Annotated in this window: 16 protein-coding genes and 1 riboswitch; of the genes, 11 read left to right on the forward strand and 5 right to left on the reverse strand. The window is 69.2% G+C overall.

All coding sequences use genetic code 11. The features are described from left to right. The first annotated feature begins 36 nt into the window (after positions 1-36). Entirely contained in the window at positions 37-762 is a 726-nt protein-coding gene (locus tag ACIA8X_RS20035; RefSeq protein ID WP_399458793.1) for a septum formation family protein, read from the forward strand. Between the two features lie 35 nt (positions 763-797). Here the strand turns inward: ACIA8X_RS20035 and ACIA8X_RS20040 are convergent, their stop codons facing one another. The 4 genes from ACIA8X_RS20040 to gcvT all read right to left on the reverse strand — a co-directional run bounded on the left by ACIA8X_RS20040 (position 798) and on the right by gcvT (position 5,191). Beyond that, positions 798-2,165: an L-serine ammonia-lyase gene (locus tag ACIA8X_RS20040; RefSeq protein ID WP_393450964.1), complete on the reverse strand. Its 1,368-nt coding sequence runs from the start codon at positions 2,163-2,165 to the stop codon at positions 798-800. Positions 2,166-2,257: 92 nt separating this feature from the next. Next, complete coding sequence (glyA, locus tag ACIA8X_RS20045; protein ID WP_393450961.1) at positions 2,258-3,532, reverse strand: serine hydroxymethyltransferase; 1,275 nt, start codon at positions 3,530-3,532, stop codon at positions 2,258-2,260. 16 nt (positions 3,533-3,548) lie between these two features. Beyond that, positions 3,549-3,926 (reverse strand): glycine cleavage system protein GcvH, encoded by a 378-nt coding sequence (gene gcvH / locus ACIA8X_RS20050; RefSeq protein ID WP_393450958.1) that lies wholly within the window; start codon positions 3,924-3,926, stop codon positions 3,549-3,551. A 143-nt stretch (positions 3,927-4,069) separates the two neighbouring features. Further along, positions 4,070-5,191 carry a glycine cleavage system aminomethyltransferase GcvT gene (gene gcvT, locus ACIA8X_RS20055; protein WP_399458794.1) on the reverse strand — a complete coding sequence of 374 codons (1,122 nt, stop codon included), beginning with the start codon at positions 5,189-5,191 and terminating at the stop codon, positions 4,070-4,072. A 152-nt stretch (positions 5,192-5,343) separates the two neighbouring features. After that, positions 5,344-5,442, reverse strand: a riboswitch (glycine riboswitch). A 170-nt stretch (positions 5,443-5,612) separates the two neighbouring features. Here gcvT and ACIA8X_RS20060 point away from each other — a divergent pair. The 9 genes from ACIA8X_RS20060 to ACIA8X_RS20100 all read left to right on the forward strand — a co-directional run bounded on the left by ACIA8X_RS20060 (position 5,613) and on the right by ACIA8X_RS20100 (position 15,481). Further along, positions 5,613-6,287: an AAA family ATPase gene (locus ACIA8X_RS20060; protein WP_393450953.1), complete on the forward strand. Its 675-nt coding sequence runs from the start codon at positions 5,613-5,615 to the stop codon at positions 6,285-6,287. 79 nt (positions 6,288-6,366) lie between these two features. Then, positions 6,367-7,158, forward strand: a complete 792-nt coding sequence (locus ACIA8X_RS20065; protein WP_393450950.1) for an enhanced serine sensitivity protein SseB — start codon at positions 6,367-6,369, stop codon at positions 7,156-7,158. Positions 7,159-7,373: 215 nt separating this feature from the next. Next, entirely contained in the window at positions 7,374-8,129 is a 756-nt protein-coding gene (locus ACIA8X_RS20070) for an enhanced serine sensitivity protein SseB C-terminal domain-containing protein (protein ID WP_399458901.1), read from the forward strand. A 383-nt stretch (positions 8,130-8,512) separates the two neighbouring features. Next, positions 8,513-9,511: an ABC transporter permease gene (locus ACIA8X_RS20075; protein ID WP_399458795.1), complete on the forward strand. Its 999-nt coding sequence runs from the start codon at positions 8,513-8,515 to the stop codon at positions 9,509-9,511. A 38-nt stretch (positions 9,512-9,549) separates the two neighbouring features. Then, positions 9,550-11,322 carry an ABC transporter substrate-binding protein gene (locus ACIA8X_RS20080; RefSeq protein WP_399458796.1) on the forward strand — a complete coding sequence of 591 codons (1,773 nt, stop codon included), beginning with the start codon at positions 9,550-9,552 and terminating at the stop codon, positions 11,320-11,322. A gap of 69 nt (positions 11,323-11,391) precedes the next feature. Further along, positions 11,392-12,399 (forward strand): ABC transporter permease, encoded by a 1,008-nt coding sequence (locus ACIA8X_RS20085; RefSeq protein ID WP_393450941.1) that lies wholly within the window; start codon positions 11,392-11,394, stop codon positions 12,397-12,399. After that, positions 12,396-13,493: an ABC transporter ATP-binding protein gene (locus ACIA8X_RS20090; RefSeq protein ID WP_393450938.1), complete on the forward strand. Its 1,098-nt coding sequence runs from the start codon at positions 12,396-12,398 to the stop codon at positions 13,491-13,493. Before ACIA8X_RS20085 ends, ACIA8X_RS20090 begins: the two co-directional genes overlap by 4 nt. Positions 13,494-13,528: 35 nt before the next feature. Continuing rightward, a complete protein-coding gene (locus tag ACIA8X_RS20095) occupies positions 13,529-14,761 on the forward strand; it encodes an ABC transporter ATP-binding protein (protein WP_393450935.1) in 1,233 nt (410 codons plus the stop codon). A gap of 63 nt (positions 14,762-14,824) precedes the next feature. After that, positions 14,825-15,481, forward strand: coding sequence for a trimeric intracellular cation channel family protein (locus tag ACIA8X_RS20100; RefSeq protein WP_393450932.1), 657 nt, complete (start codon positions 14,825-14,827; stop codon positions 15,479-15,481). Here the strand turns inward: ACIA8X_RS20100 and ACIA8X_RS20105 are convergent. Further along, positions 15,390-16,628, reverse strand: a complete 1,239-nt coding sequence (locus ACIA8X_RS20105) for an alpha/beta hydrolase (protein WP_399458797.1) — start codon at positions 16,626-16,628, stop codon at positions 15,390-15,392. The genes ACIA8X_RS20100 and ACIA8X_RS20105 overlap by 92 nt on opposite strands. A gap of 144 nt (positions 16,629-16,772) precedes the next feature. On the opposite strand from ACIA8X_RS20105, the gene ACIA8X_RS20110 reads away from it, so the two are divergent. Continuing rightward, positions 16,773-17,636: a thioesterase family protein gene (locus ACIA8X_RS20110; RefSeq protein WP_393450926.1), complete on the forward strand. Its 864-nt coding sequence runs from the start codon at positions 16,773-16,775 to the stop codon at positions 17,634-17,636. Positions 17,637-17,652 lie beyond the last annotated feature (16 nt).

Raw genomic sequence — 17,652 nt, forward strand, 5'->3', positions numbered from 1 at the left:
GGTGGACGGGACCCGCCCGCTGTGCACGATGGCTGCATGGGATCGCCCGACGTCCCCGGTCAGGGGGAACCGCCGGATCCGGAGCCGCCCTACCGGCCCTGGCCCGGCGAACAGCTGCCGTACACACCGTCCACCGCCTCGCCCGGCGACTTCTCGGAGCCCGTCCAACCGCCCCGGCGCAGACATGCGTGGCTACGGGCCGCTGCCCTGCTGGTCGCCGTGGCGGGCATCTCGACGGGCGCCGCGCTGTTCACCCAGAGCGACGACGACGGGCCCACCGGCGACGTCAGCGGGATTGGCATCGAGACGACGGTCGACGAGCCGACCCCTCCGGACGACACCAGTCCGAGCGAGCCCGAGCCTGAACCTGAGACCGAGCCAGAGACCGAGCCCGAGGAGACATACGTCGACGACCTATCCGTCGGAGACTGTGTCGACGCGACGGAGAGCAACGCCTTTGTGCTGATCGTTCCTTGTGATGGCCAACACGACATGCAGACCTTGGCCGTCACGGAACTTGAGGACAGCTACGAGTACCCGGGCGGAGACTGGGTCGATGAGGAAGCCGAGACGCTGTGCTACGAGGCCTACTCGGACGTCGCGGAGAACTGGACGGTCGAGGAGGAGGACGCCCTCATGTGGGACAAGGTCGTGCCCGATCCCGAAAGCTGGGAATCGGGAGACCGTACGGTCGTGTGCTTCCTGGAGTCCCTCGACGAGGAACCGCTGGAGGAGGACTGGCTCGCCTACTCCTTCTACTGACGGAACCGGACCGTCCAGCTCGGACGGTGTGCCGCTCAGCACTCGATGATGTTGACCGCCAGCCCGCCCCGCGCCGTCTCCTTGTACTTCACGCTCATGTCCGCGCCCGTGTCCTTCATGGTCTTGATGACCTTGTCCAGGGACACCTTGTGCGAACCGTCCCCGCGCATCGCCATCTTCGCCGCCGTGACCGCCTTCACCGCGGCCATGCCGTTGCGCTCGATGCAGGGGATCTGGACCAGGCCGCCGACCGGGTCGCAGGTGAGGCCGAGGTTGTGTTCCATGCCGATCTCGGCGGCGTTCTCGACCTGTTCGGGACTGCCGCCGAGGACCTCGGCCAGCGCGCCGGCGGCCATGGAGCAGGCGGAGCCGACCTCGCCCTGGCAGCCGACCTCGGCGCCGGAGATGGAGGCGTTCTCCTTGAAGAGCATGCCGATGGCGCCGGCGGCGAGCAGGAAGCGGACCACGCCGTCCTCGTCGGCGCCCGGCACGAAGTTGATGTAGTAGTGCAGGACGGCGGGGATGATGCCCGCCGCGCCGTTCGTGGGGGCGGTGACGACCCGACCGCCGGCGGCGTTCTCCTCGTTCACGGCCATCGCGTAGAGCGTGATCCACTCCATCGCGTGGGCCAACGGGTCGCCCTCCGCGCGGAGTTGGCGGGCGGAGACCGCGGCACGGCGGCGGACCTTGAGGCCGCCGGGCAGGATGCCCTCCCGCGACATCCCCCGCGACACGCACTCCCGCATGACCCGCCATATCTCCAGCAGGCCCGCGCGGATCTCCCCCTCGGTGCGCCAGGCCCGCTCGTTCTCCAGCATCAGCGAGGAGATCGACAGGCCGGTCTCCTTCGTCAGACGCAGCAGCTCGTCGCCGGTGCGGAAGGGATACTTCAGCACCGTGTCGTCGAGCTTGATGCGATCCGCGCCGACCGCCTCCTCGTCGACGACGAAGCCGCCGCCCACCGAGTAGTACGTCTTCGACAGCAGCTCCCTACCGGAGGCGTCGTACGCCCACAGCGTCATGCCGTTCGCGTGGTAGGGGAGTGCCTTACGACGGTGCAGGACCATGTCGTCGTCGAAGGAGAACGCGATCTCGTGCTCGCCGAGCAGCCGGAGCCGGCCCGACGACTTGATCGCCTCGACCCGCTCGTCCGCCGTCTCCACGTCCACCGTCCGCGGCGAAGCGCCCTCCAGACCCAGCAGCACCGCCTTGGGCGTGCCATGGCCATGACCGGTCGCGCCGAGCGAGCCGTACAGCTCGGACCGTACCGACGCGACGGAGGGCACCAGGTCCTCGCCCCGCAGTCGACGGGCGAACATACGAGCCGCTCGCATCGGGCCGACCGTGTGGGAACTCGACGGACCGATGCCGACCGAGAACAGGTCGAAGACCGAGATGGCCACGGGGACTCCTCAATACGGGGTGGTGCAGAAAGTTTCTGCGGGGTGCCCCGCCCGCTCACTGACCAGTGTGCGGGACACCCCACAAAAAGGAACTACTTGTTCAGACCGGGGTACAGCGGGTGCTTGTCCGCGAGCGCCTTGACCCGGGCCTTGAGCGCGTGCGCGTCGTAGGCCGGCTTCAGCGTCTCGGCGATGACGTCGGCGACCTCGGTGAAGTCATCGGCGGTGAAGCCGCGGGTGGCCAGGGCCGGGGTGCCGATGCGCAGGCCCGACGTCACCATCGGCGGGCGCGGGTCGTTCGGGACCGCGTTGCGGTTGACCGTGATGCCGACCTCGTGGAGGCGGTCCTCGGCCTGCTGCCCGTCCAGCTCGGACTCGCGCAGGTCGACCAGGATCAAGTGCACGTCCGTGCCGCCGGACAGCACGTTCACGCCGGCCTCGCGGGCATCGGCGGCCGTCAGGCGCTCGGCGAGGATCCGGGCGCCCTCGACCGTGCGGTGCTGGCGCTCCTTGAACTCCTCGCTGGCGGCGACCTTGAAGGAGACCGCCTTCGCCGCGATCACATGCTCCAGCGGACCACCCTGGAAGCCGGGGAAGACGGACGAGTTCAGCTTCTTCGCGAAGGCCTGCTTGGCGAGGATGATGCCGCCGCGCGGGCCGCCGAGGGTCTTGTGGGTGGTGGAGGTGACCACGTCCGCGTGCTCGACCGGGTTGGGGTGCAGCCCGGCCGCGACCAGTCCGGCGAAGTGCGCCATGTCGACCCACAGGTAGGCGTCGACCTCGTCGGCGATGCGGCGGAACTCGGCGAAGTCGAGCTGGCGCGGGTAGGCGGACCAGCCGGCGATGATCACCTTGGGCCGGTGTTCCTTGGCGAGCTTCTCCAGTTCGGCCATGTCGACCAGGCCGGTGGCGGTGTCGACGTGGTAGGCGACCACGTTGAACTGCTTGCCGGAGAAGTTCAGCCGCATGCCGTGGGTGAGGTGGCCGCCGTGGGCGAGGTCCAGGCCCAGGATGGTGTCGCCGGGCTGGGCGAGGGCGAACAGGGCGGCCTGGTTCGCGGAGGCGCCGGAGTGGGGCTGGACGTTGGCGTACTCGGCGCCGAACAGCTCCTTGACCCGGTCGATGGCGATCTGCTCGGCTACGTCGACGTGCTCGCAGCCGCCGTAGTAACGGCGGCCCGGGTAGCCCTCGGCGTACTTGTTCGTGGCGACCGAGCCCTGCGCCTCCATGACCGCGACCGGCGCGAAGTTCTCGGAGGCGATCATCTCGAGAGTGGACTGCTGGCGCTCCAGCTCGGCGTCGAGCGCGGCGGCGATCGCCGGGTCGAGCTCATGCAGGGGCGTGTTCAGAAGCGACTTGTCAGACATAAGGGGCTACGACTCCTCAGCCGGCGGTGTGGGCGACGTACTCGTCGGCGGAGAGCAGGTCGGCCGGCTCCTCCGTGATGCGTACCTTGAACAGCCAGCCGCCCTCGAAGGGCGCGGAGTTCACCAGGGCCGGGTCGTTCACCACGTCCTCGTTGATCTCGGTGACCTCGCCGGTGACCGGGGAGTACAGGTCGGACACCGACTTGGTCGACTCCAGCTCGCCGCAGGTGTCACCCGCGGTCACGGTCGTGCCGACCTCGGGGAGCTGGGCGTAGACGACATCGCCGAGCGCGTTCGCCGCGAACTCGGTGATGCCGACCGTCGAGACGCCGTCCTCGGCGGTCGACAGCCACTCGTGCTCCTTGCTGTAGCGCAGCTGCTGGGGGTTGCTCATGGCCTGAATTCTCCTGTACGCGCGGGAGTGGTGATGAATGGGGGACTGCTGGAAACGTGCGTGAGCAGCGGAAATGTGCGCAGGGTCACGCGGTCGCCGCTGTCAGTGTGTACTTTTCGGCGCTGGATCCGCCGCATCCACTGTTACTTCTGGCGCTTGTAGAACGGCAGCGCCACGACCTCGTACGGCTCATGACTGCCGCGGATGTCCACGCCGACCCCGGCCGTGCCCGGCGCCGAGTGCGCCGCGTCGACGTAGGCCATCGCGATGGGCTTGCCCAGCGTGGGGGAGGGCGCACCGGAGGTGACCTCGCCGATGACCTCGCCGCCGGCGACGACCGGGTACCCGGCCCGCGGGACGCGACGCCCTTCGGCGACCAGGCCGACCAGGACGCGCGGCGGGTTCTGCGAGGCGCGGTCGGCGGCCTCGGCGAGCGCCGCGCGCCCGACGAAGTCGCCCTCCTTCTCGAACTTCACCACCCGGCCGAGCCCGGCGTCGAAGGGGGTGAGGGAGGTCGACAGCTCGTGGCCGTACAGCGGCATGCCCGCCTCGAGGCGCAGCGTGTCCCGGCAGGACAGGCCGCAGGGGACCAGGCCGACGCCCTCGCCCGCCTTGGTCAGCGCCTGCCACAGCTCGACGGCGTGCTCCGGCTTCACGAACAGCTCGAAGCCGTCCTCGCCGGTGTAGCCGGTGCGCGCGATGAGGGCGGGGACGCCGGCGACGGTGCCGGGCAGGCCGGCGTAGTACTTCAGACCGTCGAGGTCGGCGTCGGTGAGGGACTTCAGGATGCCGGGCGACTCGGGGCCCTGGACGGCGAGCAGCGCGTAGGCGTCCCGGTCGTCACGGACCTCGGCGTCGAAGCCGGCGGCGCGCTCGGTCAGCGCGTCCAGCACGACCTGGGCGTTGGAGGCGTTGGCGACGATCATGTACTCGGTCTCGGCGAGCCGGTAGACGATCAGGTCGTCGAGGATGCCGCCGTCGGCCCGGCAGATCATGGTGTAGCGGGCGCGGCCGACACCGACGGAGGCGATGTTGCCGACGAGGGCGTGGTTCAGCAGCTCGGCCGCCTGGGGTCCCGTCACCGTGATCTCGCCCATGTGCGAGAGGTCGAACAGGCCGGCCTTGGTGCGTACGGCAAGGTGCTCGTCGCGCTCGGAGCCGTAGCGAAGCGGCATGTCCCAGCCGGCGAAGTCGGTCATCGTCGCGCCGAGCGAGCGATGCAGGGCATCGAGCGCGGTGTGACGGAGTTCTCCTGTGCTGCTCATCGGTCGGTCGTCTCCCAGGGCAAGACATCAAGGGCGAGGTCGTTCCTCCCCATCTGTCATCGGAACCTGAGAGGTTCGCCGTGATCCCTGGAGGACACGGCTTGCACCTTGGGTGGGGCCACTGGAACCAGCGGCCCGCTTTTCAGATGTGCCTCGCCCGCGCGGTAACGGGGCCTGAGAGATTCAAGGGAGGGACTTGCTCCTTCGGCGCCCCAGCGGTGGACTGCTGGGGACTCTCCCGCGCGGATTCAAGCGGCCGGTATGCAGTTGGCGGGCACATCATTGCACGGCGGGCCCGTCTTCGGCAGGCCGAGTCTGTAACCAGCTTGTGGCAGGAAGCGAACGAAAATGCGAGAGATCATCCATTACCTTCTCTTTACGCTCAGTGGGGATAGGGACTCCTGACCCCCGGAGGAGGACGATGACGGTGAACCGCACCACGGCGTACGCCACGACCTCGGGCCTCGCGCTGCCCAAGCAGCCCGCTGCCCCCGTTGTCGAAGCCCGCGCCACGTGCCCCGCGCCCGTGGTCCGCGATCTGCGCGAGCGCTCCGGCCGCAGCCCGCACGCCCTGCTCTTCGGCCCCCAGGACCTCGTGGTGGTCACCGGTCTGCCCGGCAGCGGCAAGTCCACGCTGATGAAGCGGACCGTGCAGGGCGTCCGTATCGACTCCCAGGACACCCGGGACCGCTGGGAAGCCCTCATGCCCGGCTTCCTCCCCTACGCCGTCTACCGCCCCCTGGTCCGCCTCGCGCACTACGCCGGACTGCGCCGCGCCCTGCGCTCCGGCGCGGGCGTCGTCGTGCACGACTGCGGTACGCAGGCCTGGGTGCGCGGCTGGCTGGCCCGCGCGGCCCGCCGCCGGGGCGGCGCCCTGCACCTGCTCCTGCTCGACGTCACCCCGCACACGGCCCTGGAGGGCCAGCGCGAGCGCGGTCGCGGTGTCTCCCGGTATGCCTTCCTGCGCCACCGCAGTGCCGCCGCCCGGCTGCTGCGCTCGGTGGAGAAGGGTGACCTGCCCCAGGGGTGCGGCTCGGCGGTGCTGGTCGACCGCTCGGCGGCGGACGTCCTGCGCCGGATCGGGTTCACGGGCTGAGCGGCCGTAGACCTGCTCGGGCCGGACACCGGATAGCCTTCTGAGCCACAGACGTGGTTCACAGCAGGCGGTCATTCAGATGGACTTCCCAGCGGATCTCCCCGCGGACTTCCCGGCACACCCGCACCTCCACCCGCACGGCGGCTGGCCCGGCAACGAGCTGGAGGAGGTGCTCTCGGCCTCCCTCGGCCTGCCGTCGGCGGGCGGACGGATCATCGAGGTGCTGGGCCGCAGCTTCGTCTGGGTGCCCCTGCCCAACGGCGGCGGCCCGCACAGCGGCCCGCTGGACCTGCCCACCGTGCAGATCGAGGGACAGGTGTACGTCCCGGTCTTCAGCTCCGAGGAGCAGTTCCGCCAGGTCGCCGGCTCCCACATGGCGTACACCATCGCCCCCGCCGTCGAGTTCGCCCGCGGCCTGCCCCCGCAGGTGGGCATCGCCGTGAACCCCGACGGCGTGGTCGGCGTCCCCCTGCCCCCGACGGCGGTCGCCGAGCTCTGCCGCCAGGGGCGCACCCCGCTGGACGGCCTCACCTCCGGCGGTCGCGTCAAGCTCTACGAGCCCGACTGGCAGGAGGACCCGATCGACTTCCTCGCCGCCGCCTCGGCCGAGTTCGCGCAGACCGGCGTGGTCGCGACAGCCCGCCGCTGCCTGGCCGCCATCGAGACGGCCGCCCCGGTGATGTTCATAGGCGTCGAACTCACCCACTGGGAGGGCGACTTGCGCGCCGCCCCCATGGACGCCCTCGCCCGCACCCTGGGCCGAACCCCGCTCCCGTGGCCGGTCAACCTGGTCCTGCTGGACGTGGCCCAGGACCCGGTGATCGAGTGGATGCGCCAGAAGGTCCGCCCCTTCTATCAGCGGGACTTTTAGCGTCCCTAGGGGGGCAGCGCCCCTGAAAGGGGCGCGGGGCTGTATACATGTGCGGCTCCGCCGCGTGGGCGCGACCAGCCACAATTGCACCCGCACTCGCGCACGCGGAACAAGCCCCGAGCTACTGGGCGCCTAAGCTGTCACTCAATGCGGGGCAACACATAGAAGGGGCGGTACCAGAGGTGAGCGCGAGCCTCAGCGGCAGCGTCGAGCACATGCTGCGCCAGGTGACGCCCGGGCGCTACGACGCCTACGAGGCCCTCCTGCGCGCGCTCGCGACCCCGTCCACCGGCCAGGTCTGGATGCTCCTGTGGCACGGCCAGTCCGGCTCCCCGGACGCCCAGTACGGAAACATGGGGGTCGACGGCTACGGCTACGCCCCGTGCGTCACCTCCGCCCAGGAGCTGTCGGCCAGCGGCTGGAACCGCTCGTACGAGGTGGTCGACGGCGTCGACGTGGCCCGCACCCTCTACCCGGACCACTTCGGCCTGTGGCTGAACCCGCACGCCCCCGGCGGCGGCGTCGGCATCCCCTGGCTCGACCTGCGCCGCATCGCCACGGGCCTGGACCGCCAGCCCGCCGGCCCGCTGCGGCTGTCGGAGCCCGGCATCGAGATCCCGCAGTTCTACGCCCTGCTCGCACAGAACGCCCACCGCACCCCGGCCGTCCGCTCGCTGCGCCGCGCCTGGGTGCAGCCGGCGCTCGGCGCGCCGTATCTCGCCATCGGGCTCGACGTGTACGACACCAGCCCGCCCGCCGTGGACTCTGTGCGCTCGATGATGTCGCAGTCGATCGGCGCGGTCCCGGACGGGCTGCCCGTCTCGACGGTGGCGATGTCCGACGAGTGCGATCCGGTCGCGATGTGGATGCGGGCAAGTGCCCGCCCCTTCTACGACCGTGAGGCCCACGCGGCCGCCCCGGCCCAGGCCCCGGCGGCCGGGTACGGCTACCCGGGCCCGTCTCCGTACTGACGGGCCGGCTGACGGCCTCCCCGGTCATGGGTGAGCCGTACCCGTACCCGTGCCCTGCGCGTTGCTGCGGTCTCTGCGTGACGTCCACATTTCTTCGCGCGTAGATAGCGGCGAATAGTCGCGAATGTCTGCGATTTGGCCACTGTGTCCCAACTGCCTCCCGTCCGGGAGGCACTATCTGGTGTTCGGATAACGGAAACCCTCGTGCTGCATCACGGTTGCGCATACTTTCTTCGCCAGGCCTGGCGGGTGATCGCGGCGACGTTGAAGACTCCCCAGTCAGACGCGGGATCGGTCGATCCCGCGATCGGGTGAAAGTCGACAAAGCCGTAATCCGCGGCAGGTGTAGGCCGGTTACCGCCGGCGAGAGGGGTCAGGTCACTGTGGCCGCACCGATCGAGACCACTGGGGCGCAGGCCGAGGTGCAGCCGGAGGCTGTACTCGTCGGCGCCGACAAGGGGCAGATCGAGGGTCGTTCCCTGGGGCAGATCGCCTGGTCCCGTTTCAAGAAGGACAAGGTCGCCGTCGCCGGCGGGGTCGTCGTGATCCTGCTGATCCTGCTCGCGATCCTCTCCCGCCCCATCCAGGCGATGTTCGGCCTGGACCCCAACGCCCTCAACCAGGATCTGATCGACCCCAACACCTCGCTGCCCAAGGGTGACTTCGGCGGCATGAGCTGGGACCACCCGCTCGGTGTGGAGCCGAAGTTCGGCCGGGACATCGCCACCCGCATCCTGGAGGGCTCCTGGGTCTCGCTGGTCGTCGCCTTCGGCGCCACGATCCTGTCCAACACGATCGGCGCCGTCCTCGGTGTCGTGGCCGGCTACTACGGCGGACGGGTCGACACGATCATCAGCCGGCTGATGGACACCTTCCTGGCGTTCCCTCTCCTGCTGTTCGCGATCGCCATCTCCGCCACCCTGCAGGGCGGTGCCTTCGGGCTGGAAGGCCTGCCGCTGCACATCAGCGTGCTGATCTTCGTCATCGGCTTCTTCAACTGGCCTTATCTGGGCCGCATCGTGCGGGGTCAGACGCTGGCCCTGCGCGAGCGGGAGTTCGTCGACGCCTCCCGGGGGATGGGGGCCAAGGGGCCGTACATCCTCTTCCGGGAGCTGCTGCCGAACCTGGTGGGCCCGATCATCGTCTACTCGACGCTGCTCATCCCGACCAACATCCTCTTCGAGGCGTCCCTCAGCTTCCTCGGCGTCGGCATCCAGCCCCCGCAGGCGTCCTGGGGCGGCATGATCAACCAGGCGGTCGACTACTACCAGGTCGACCCCCAGTTCATGATCGTGCCTGGTCTGGCCATCTTCGTGACCGTGCTGGCGTTCAATCTGCTCGGTGACGGTCTCCGTGACGCTCTCGACCCGCGCAGCCGCTGACCTGCGGCCGCGGAGAGAGTCCAACAGGTTTTCCAACAATGGAGGGGAAGCAGACCATCATGCGAAGGTCAGCGCTGGCCGCGATCGCGGCCATCGGCAGTGCGAGCTTGCTGCTTTCGGCTTGCAGCAAGGCCGATGACAACTCGGACAACAACGGAAACAAGTCGGCTGGGGCCAACGCAGCGACCAAGGGTGTCGTCAACGCCTCCACCCAGAAGGGTGGGACGGTCACGTACGAACTCTCGGACGTGCCGGACTCCTTCGACCCCGGCAACACGTACTACGCGTACATGTACAACCTCAGCCGGCTGTACGCCCGCCCGCTGATGACCTTCAAGCCCGCCGCCGGCGAGGCCGGCAACGAGCTGGTCCCGGACCTCGCCGCGAGCGCGGGCGTGCCGAGCGACGGCGGCAAGACCTGGACGTACAAGCTGCGTTCGGGCCTGAAGTACCAGGACGGCACGCCGATCACCTCGAAGGACGTCAAGTACGCCGTCGAGCGCTCCAACTTCGCGCGTGACGTGCTCTCCCTCGGCCCGAACTACTTCCAGCAGTTCCTCGAGGGCGGCGACAAGTACAAGGGCCCCTACAAGGACAAGAGCGCCGAGGGCCTGAAGTCCATCGAGACGCCGGACGACACCACGGTCGTCTTCAAGCTGAACCGCGCCTTCCAGGAGTTCGACTACCTGGTCGCGACGCCGCAGACCGCGCCGGTGCCCCAGGCCAAGGACAAGGGCATCGACTACATCAAGAGCATCGTGTCCTCGGGCTCGTACCAGTTCGAGAGCTACGAGGAGGGCAAGCAGGCCGTCCTCGTCCGCAACAAGAACTGGGACGCGAAGACGGACCCGCTGCGCAAGCAGTACCCGGACAAGATCGTCGTCAAGCTCAAGGTCAACGCCGAGACGATCGACCAGGACGTCCAGGCCGGCACGGCGATCGACCTCGGTGGTACCGGTGTCCAGGCCGCGACGCAGGCGAAGGTCGTCAACGACGCCTCCCTGAAGGCCAACACGGACAACACCTACGGTGGCCGCCTGGTCTACATGGCGATCAACAACCAGGTCGCGCCGTTCGACAAGGTCGAGTGCCGCAAGGCCGTCCAGTACGCCATCGACAAGGTCTCCGTGCAGACCGCCGAGGGCGGCCCGATCCGCGGTGACATCGCCACCACCGTCCTTCCGCCGGACATCCCGGGCTACAAGAAGGCGGACGTCTACGCGACCGACGGCAACAAGGGCGACGCGGCCAAGGCCAAGGAGCAGCTGAAGGCCTGCGGCAAGTCGACCATCACCACCAACATCTCGGCGCGCAGCGACCGCCCGCAGGAGATCGACGCGGCCACCGCGATCATCGCCTCGCTGAAGAAGGTCGGCATCAACGCCAGCCTGAAGCAGTACCCGTCGGGCAAGTACTTCACCGACTACGCGGGTGTGCCGGAGTTCGACAAGAAGCAGAACATCGGTCTGCACATGATGCAGTGGGGTGCCGACTGGCCGTCCGGCTACGGCTTCCTCCAGCAGATCCTGCACGGTGACGCGATCGGTGCCTCGGGCAACACCAACCTCTCGTACATCAACGACAAGGAGATCAACGAGACGTTGGAGAAGGCCATCGCCACCGAGGACGAGGCCGAGCGCAACAGCCTGTACGCCCAGATCGACCAGCGCGCGATGGACCAGGCGGCGATCGTCCCGCTGACCTACTTCAAGGTCCTGCTGTACCGCCCCGCCAACTTCACCAACCTGGTGTCCACGGCGGCCTTCAGCGGTCAGTACGACTACCTCAACATCGGCACGACCAAGAAGTAGCCCCGGAAGGCAGGTGAAGGCATTGGTGCCCGCGGGCTCAGCGGCCCGCGGGCACCAGCGCCGGTCCCCGTGATCTCGTACATCCTCCGTCGGACGCTCGCGGCAGTGATCCTGCTGTTGGTCGTCACCGCGGTCACCTTCGCGATCTTCTTCCTGCTGCCACGGATGGCCGGCCAGACCGCCGACCAGCTCGCGCAGCAGTACATCGGAAAGAGCCCGACGAAGGCCGACATCGCCGCGGTCAAGCAGAACCTCGGTCTGGACCAGCCCCTGTACGTCCAGTACTGGCACTTCATCAAGGGGATCGTGGCCGGCGCCACCTACGACCTGGGCCCCACCACGACGCACTGCAACGCGCCGTGCTTCGGCTACTCCTTCAAGAACCACGTCGAGGTCTGGCCGCAGCTCACCTCCCGCCTTCCGGTGACCATCTCGCTGGCCGGCGGCGCCGCCGTGCTGTGGCTGGTGTCCGGTGTGCTGATCGGCGTGATCTCCGCGCTCAAGCCGCGCAGCTTCTTCGACCGCGCGTTCATGGGCGTCGCGCTCGCCGGTGTCTCGCTGCCCATGTTCTTCACGGGCAACCTGGCGCTGCTGCTCTTCACCTTCCAGTGGCCGATCTTCGGCCGCACCTACGTACCGTTCACCGAGAACCCGGCCCAGTGGGCCAACACGCTCTTCCCGGCCTGGTGTTCACTCGCCCTGCTGTACTCCGCCATCTACGCGCGGCTCACCCGCTCGGGCATGCTGGAGACGATGAACGAGGACTTCATCCGCACGGCCCGCGCCAAGGGCCTGCGCGAGCGCAACGTCGTGGCCCGGCACGGGCTGCGGGCCGCGCTGACCCCGATCATCACCGTCTTCGGTATGGACCTGGGCCTGCTGCTCGGAGGCGCGGTGATCACCGAGACCGTGTTCTCGCTGCCCGGCATCGGCCAGTACGCGGTGCAGGGCATCACCGACAACGACCTGCCCCCGATCCTCGGCGTCACCCTGCTCGCCGCCTTCTTCGTAGTGATCGCAAATCTCCTGGTGGACCTGCTCTACGCCGCCGCCGACCCGCGCGTGAGGCTCTCGTGACCGAACTCTCCAAGACCGGCGCCGCAGTGGGCGAGCCCACGAGCTCACCCTCGAACGCGCCCGACGCCTTCCTCGCGGTCCGAGACCTCAAGGTGCACTTCCCCACCGACGACGGCCTGGTCAAGTCCGTCGACGGGCTCACCTTCCAGGTGGACAAGGGCAAGACCCTCTGCATCGTGGGCGAGTCGGGCTCGGGCAAGTCCGTCACCTCGCTGGCGATCATGGGGCTGCACCGGCTCGGCGCGCGCGGCAAGAACGTGCAGATGTCCGGCGAGATCTGGCTCGACGGCAAGGAGCTGGTCTCCGCCGACCCGGACGAGGTACGCCGGCTGCGGGGCCGCGAGATGGCGATGATCTTCCAGGACCCGCTGTCCGCGATGCACCCGTACTACACGATCGGCAACCAGATCGTGGAGGCGTACCGGGTCCACCACGACGTCAACAAGAAGACCGCACGCAAGCGGGCCGTCGAGATGCTCGACCGGGTCGGCATCCCCGAGCCCGACAAGCGCGTCGACAACTACCCGCACGAGTTCTCCGGCGGTATGCGCCAGCGCGCGATGATCGCCATGGCTCTCGTCAACAACCCCGAACTGCTCATCGCGGACGAGCCGACGACCGCCCTCGACGTGACCGTGCAGGCGCAGATCCTCGATCTCATCCGGGACCTGCAGAAGGAGTTCGGCTCCGCGGTCGTCCTCATCACCCACGACCTCGGTGTGGTCGCCGAGATCGCCGACGACGTCCTGGTGATGTACGGCGGCCGGTGCGTGGAGCGCGGCTCCGTCGACGACGTCTTCGAGCGGCCGCAGCACCCGTACACCTGGGGCCTGCTCGGCTCGATGCCGCGCATCGACCGCGAGACCTCCGAACGGCTCATCCCCGTCAAGGGGCAGCCGCCGAGCCTCATCAACGTCCCCTCGGGCTGCGCCTTCCACCCCCGCTGCCCGTACGCGGACATCCCCAAGGGCGATGTCACCCGTACCGTGCGCCCGGAGCTCCAGCCGGTCGGCAGCGGGCACTTCTCCGCCTGCCACCTCCCGCAGGAGGACCGTACGCGGATCTGGACCGAAGAGATTGCGCCGAAGCTGTGAGTGAGACGAAGAAATCGGACGAGGAGAAAGCGGGCGTGGCCACCGTGCCCGCCCAGGGCTCCGCTCCCGACGAGCGTGAGGTGCTGCTCAAGGTCGAGGGCCTGCAGAAGCACTTCCCGATCCGCAAGGGCGTGCTGCAGCGCCAGGTCGGCGCGGTCAAGGCGGTCGACGGCATCGACTTCGAGGTGCGCAAGGGCGAGACCCTCGGCGTGGTCGGCGAGTCCGGCTGCGGCAAGTCGACCATGGGCCGGGTCATCACGCGGCTCCAGGACCCGACGGGCGGCTCGATCCACTTCGAGGGCCAGGACATCACGCGGCTGAACACGGCCGGGATGCGTCCGCTGCGGCGGGACATCCAGATGATCTTCCAGGACCCGTACGGCTCCCTGAACCCGCGGCACACCATCGGCGGTATCGTCTCGGCGCCGTTCCGGCTCCAGGGCGTAGAGCCCGAGGGCGGGGTGAAGAAGGAGGTCCAACGGCTCCTGGAGCTGGTGGGTCTCAGCCCCGAGCACTACAACCGCTACCCGCACGAGTTCTCCGGCGGTCAGCGCCAGCGCATCGGCATCGCCCGGGCGCTCGCCCTGAAGCCGAAGCTGGTCGTGGCGGACGAGCCGGTGTCCGCGCTGGACGTGTCGATCCAGGCCCAGGTCGTGAACCTGATGGACGACCTCCAGGAGGAGCTCGGCCTGACGTACGTGATCATCGCCCACGACCTCTCGGTCGTCCGGCACGTCTCGGACCGCATCGCGGTGATGTACCTCGGCAAGATCGTCGAACTCGCCGACCGCACCTCGCTGTACGAGGCGCCGATGCACCCGTACACCAAGGCCCTGATGTCGGCCGTGCCGGTGCCGGACCCCAAGCGCCGGGGCGCCAAGAGCGAGCGCATCCTGCTGCGCGGCGACGTGCCCTCGCCGATCGCCCCGCCGAGCGGCTGCCGCTTCCACACCCGGTGCTGGAAGGCGACCGAGGTCTGCCGGACGACGGAGCCGCCGCTGCTGGAGCTGAGGCCCGGCCAGCGGGTGGCCTGCCACCACCCGGAGAACTTCGAGGACCAGCAGCCGCAGGACACGGTGCTGCTGACCGTGGCCAAGGAGGCCGCGGAGCTGGTGCCGGCGGAGCAGACCGCTGACGCTCAGGTTTCCAAGGAGGCACCGGCGGCTGCGGCTTCCGAGGAGGCACCGGCGGACGAGGCTTCTGACGAGGCCCCCGACGCCGAGGCTTCTGCGGAGTCCTCCGCGGACACTCCGGACGAAAAGAAGTAGCCCAGCCCTGGCCCCCGCCTTCCTTTGCAAGGCGGGGGCCTTGCGCTGAGCGAGAATGTGCGGGTGCTTCAGCAACTGTTCAGCCCGTCCGTCCAGCACACGCTCGACCTGATCGGCATCTTCGTCTTCGCGATCTCCGGCGCCCTGCTGGCCGTCCGCAAGAACTTCGACGTCTTCGGCATCGCCGTCCTCGCCGAGGTCACCGCCCTGGGCGGCGGGCTGTTCCGGGACGTGATCATCGGCGCCGTACCACCGGCCGCGTTCACGGATCTGGGGTACTTCCTCACCCCACTGCTCGCCGCGCTCCTCGTCTTCTTCCTGCACCCGCACGTGGAGCGCATCCAGGCCGGCGTGAACGTCTTCGACGCGGCGGGCCTCGGCCTGTTCTGCGTCGCCGGGACGACGAAGGCGTACGCCTACGGCCTCAACCTCACATCCTCCGTCGCCCTGGGCCTCGCGACCGCCGTGGGCGGCGGTGTGCTGCGCGACGTCCTGGCCAACGAGGTGCCGTCACTGCTGCGCTGGGACCGCGACCTGTACGCGGTGCCGGCGATCGTCGGCGCCACGATGACCGTCCTGTGCATCCACTACGACGTCCTCACCCCGTTCACCAGCACACTCGCGGCCGTCACTGCCTTCGTGCTGCGTCTGCTGGCGATGCGCTACCACTGGCGAGCTCCGCGTGCCTGGAACCGGCGGTCGACGGTACGAGAGGAGTAGTCCCCGGCGTCGAACCGGCCTGGTGCCGGGGCTCCATCACCTGGGTCAGCCAACGGAACGCGGGCACGACCTGCGGCTTCCACAGCGCCATGGTGTGGCCGCCCGCACTGCTCGGTATGAACACCACGTCCACGGTGGTCGGCGCCTTCGCGGCCCGCTTGAGGGCCATGGCCGCCTCGTACCCGTCCCCCGGCTGGCCGGACAGGTAGAGCGCGACGCGCGGCGGGACACGGTAGCCCCTGAGCAGCGCATACGGGTTGTTCGCCGCCCGCAGGGCGGGGGACTTGCCGGCGAGCGACTGGGGTACGGCGACGGGGTCGTTGTACCCCGACATGCTGACCGCGGCCCGGTAGCGGTCGGGGTGGGCGACGGCCAGCTTGGCCGCGCAGTGCGCACCCGCCGAGTACCCGGCGACCGCCCAGCCGTCCGGCGCGGCCTGGGCGCGGAAATTGTCCATGACCATCTTCGGCACGTCGACGCTGAGCCAGCTGTCGGCGTTCACCTTGCCGGGGATGTTGGCACAGCCGGTGTCCTTGCCGGGCAGCAGCGTGGTGCGCGGCGAGACGATGATGAACGGCGCGATCTGCCCGCCGCGCATCAGCGGTGCCAGCTGCTCGGGCGCGTCCATCGTCCCGTACCAGGCCTTCGACGAGCCCGGATAGCCCGGCAGCACCTCGACGACCGGGAACCGGTGATTGCGGTAGGCGGGGTCGTCGTACTGCGGCGGCAGCCAGACGTGGACCTCGGCGTGCACTCCCGACACCCGGCCCTTGAGCTGCGTCACCAGCACCCCGCCGTCCGCGCGCATGCCCGGCCCCTTGGCATGCTGGAAGGCCTGCCGGACCTTGGGCAGCTTCTCCAGCACGATCCCACCGGTGCCGCTCGCGCCGAGATCGGCCGCCTCCTGCACATGGTCGCTGGTGCCGAGCAGGTCGCCCCAGTTGTCGTACAGCTGGTTGGAGTTGTTGACCATGGTGAAGACCAGGGCGACCGCCGTGCCCTGGGCGAACAGCACCATCAGCAGTCTGGCGGCGGCCCGCACGACCTTGGGTCCGCGCACCCGCGACCAGAGGATGAGCGGCAGCGCGACGGCGGCGACGCACAGCGCGATCAGCGTGTAGAGGAACGGGGTCCCAGTGAGACTCATGTCCTCATAGAGGGCGAGACCGGGCTCCGGGTTTCGGGCGAGCAAGGACACTTACCGAAAAGTTGCCCACGTCTCGCCGAGCGTCCGGACGGTCGCCAGGCTGGAAAGCTACCGCTTAGTAGTTTGCTGTTGTACCGTGCCTCCATGCCAGAAGCAGCCTCCGCACCGACGGCCCAGCGGGCCACGATCGGCGACAGCGAGTTCGACCGCGACACCGCGCTCACCCTGCGCGAACCCGGCGTCTACGACATCGACCTCTCCGCCGGCTGGACCATCATCAGCGCCGTCAACGGCGGCTATCTGCTCGCCGTCCTCGGCCGCGCCCTCGCGGACGCCCTGCCGCACGGCGACCCGTTCACCATCTCCGCGCACTACCTGACCGCGTCCCAGCCGGGCCCGGCGGTCGTCCGCACGGACGTGGTGCGCACGGGGCGCACGCTGTCGACCGGCCAGGCCTCGCTCTTCCAGTACGACGAGCAGGGCCGCGAGATCGAGCGCATCCGCGTCCTCGCCTCCTACGGCGACCTCGACTCCCTCCCCGACGACGTCCGTACGACGGCCAAGCCACCGGCGATCCCGCCCATGGGCCACTGCTTCGGCCCCGAGGACGGACCCGCCCCCGTCTCCGGCAGCTCCGCCATCGCCGACCGCCTGATGCTCAAGCTCGACCCGTCCACCCTGGGCTGGGCCCTCGGCAGCCCTTCCGGCAAGGGCGAGATGCGCGCCTGGTTCGGTCTGGCCGACGGCCGCGACGCGGACCCGTTCTCCCTGCTGCTGGCGGTGGACGCCCTCCCGCCCACGGCCTTCGAGATCGGCATCTCGGGTTGGGTCCCGACGGTGGAACTGACGGTCCACGTACGCTGCCGCCCGGCCCCGGGCCCCCTGCGGGTGTCGATCACGACGCGCAACCTCGCGGGCGGATTCCTGGAGGAGGACGCGGAGGTGTGGGACAGCGCGGACCGACTCGTGGCGCAGTCGCGGCAGTTGGCGCGGGTCAGGCTGGGTTGAGGCGGGCAGGGGCGGT

The organism is Streptomyces sp. NPDC051738 (assembly GCF_044453205.1).
Lineage (GTDB): Bacteria > Actinomycetota > Actinomycetes > Streptomycetales > Streptomycetaceae > Streptomyces.

What these genes read in the sequence shown, in the direction of transcription:
- gcvT (WP_399458794.1), bottom strand. Translation starts at nt 5,191, where the DNA reads ATGAGCAGCACAGGAGAACTCCGTCACACCGCGCTCGATGCCCTGCAT.
- ACIA8X_RS20070 (WP_399458901.1), top strand. Translation starts at nt 7,374, where the DNA reads ATGCTGCGCCAGGTGACGCCCGGGCGCTACGACGCCTACGAGGCCCTC.
- ACIA8X_RS20065 (WP_393450950.1), top strand. Translation starts at nt 6,367, where the DNA reads ATGGACTTCCCAGCGGATCTCCCCGCGGACTTCCCGGCACACCCGCAC.
- ACIA8X_RS20105 (WP_399458797.1), bottom strand. Translation starts at nt 16,628, where the DNA reads ATGAGTCTCACTGGGACCCCGTTCCTCTACACGCTGATCGCGCTGTGC.
- ACIA8X_RS20060 (WP_393450953.1), top strand. Translation starts at nt 5,613, where the DNA reads ATGACGGTGAACCGCACCACGGCGTACGCCACGACCTCGGGCCTCGCG.
- ACIA8X_RS20035 (WP_399458793.1), top strand. Translation starts at nt 37, where the DNA reads ATGGGATCGCCCGACGTCCCCGGTCAGGGGGAACCGCCGGATCCGGAG.
- ACIA8X_RS20110 (WP_393450926.1), top strand. Translation starts at nt 16,773, where the DNA reads ATGCCAGAAGCAGCCTCCGCACCGACGGCCCAGCGGGCCACGATCGGC.
- glyA (WP_393450961.1), bottom strand. Translation starts at nt 3,532, where the DNA reads ATGTCTGACAAGTCGCTTCTGAACACGCCCCTGCATGAGCTCGACCCG.
- ACIA8X_RS20080 (WP_399458796.1), top strand. Translation starts at nt 9,550, where the DNA reads ATGGAGGGGAAGCAGACCATCATGCGAAGGTCAGCGCTGGCCGCGATC.
- gcvH (WP_393450958.1), bottom strand. Translation starts at nt 3,926, where the DNA reads ATGAGCAACCCCCAGCAGCTGCGCTACAGCAAGGAGCACGAGTGGCTG.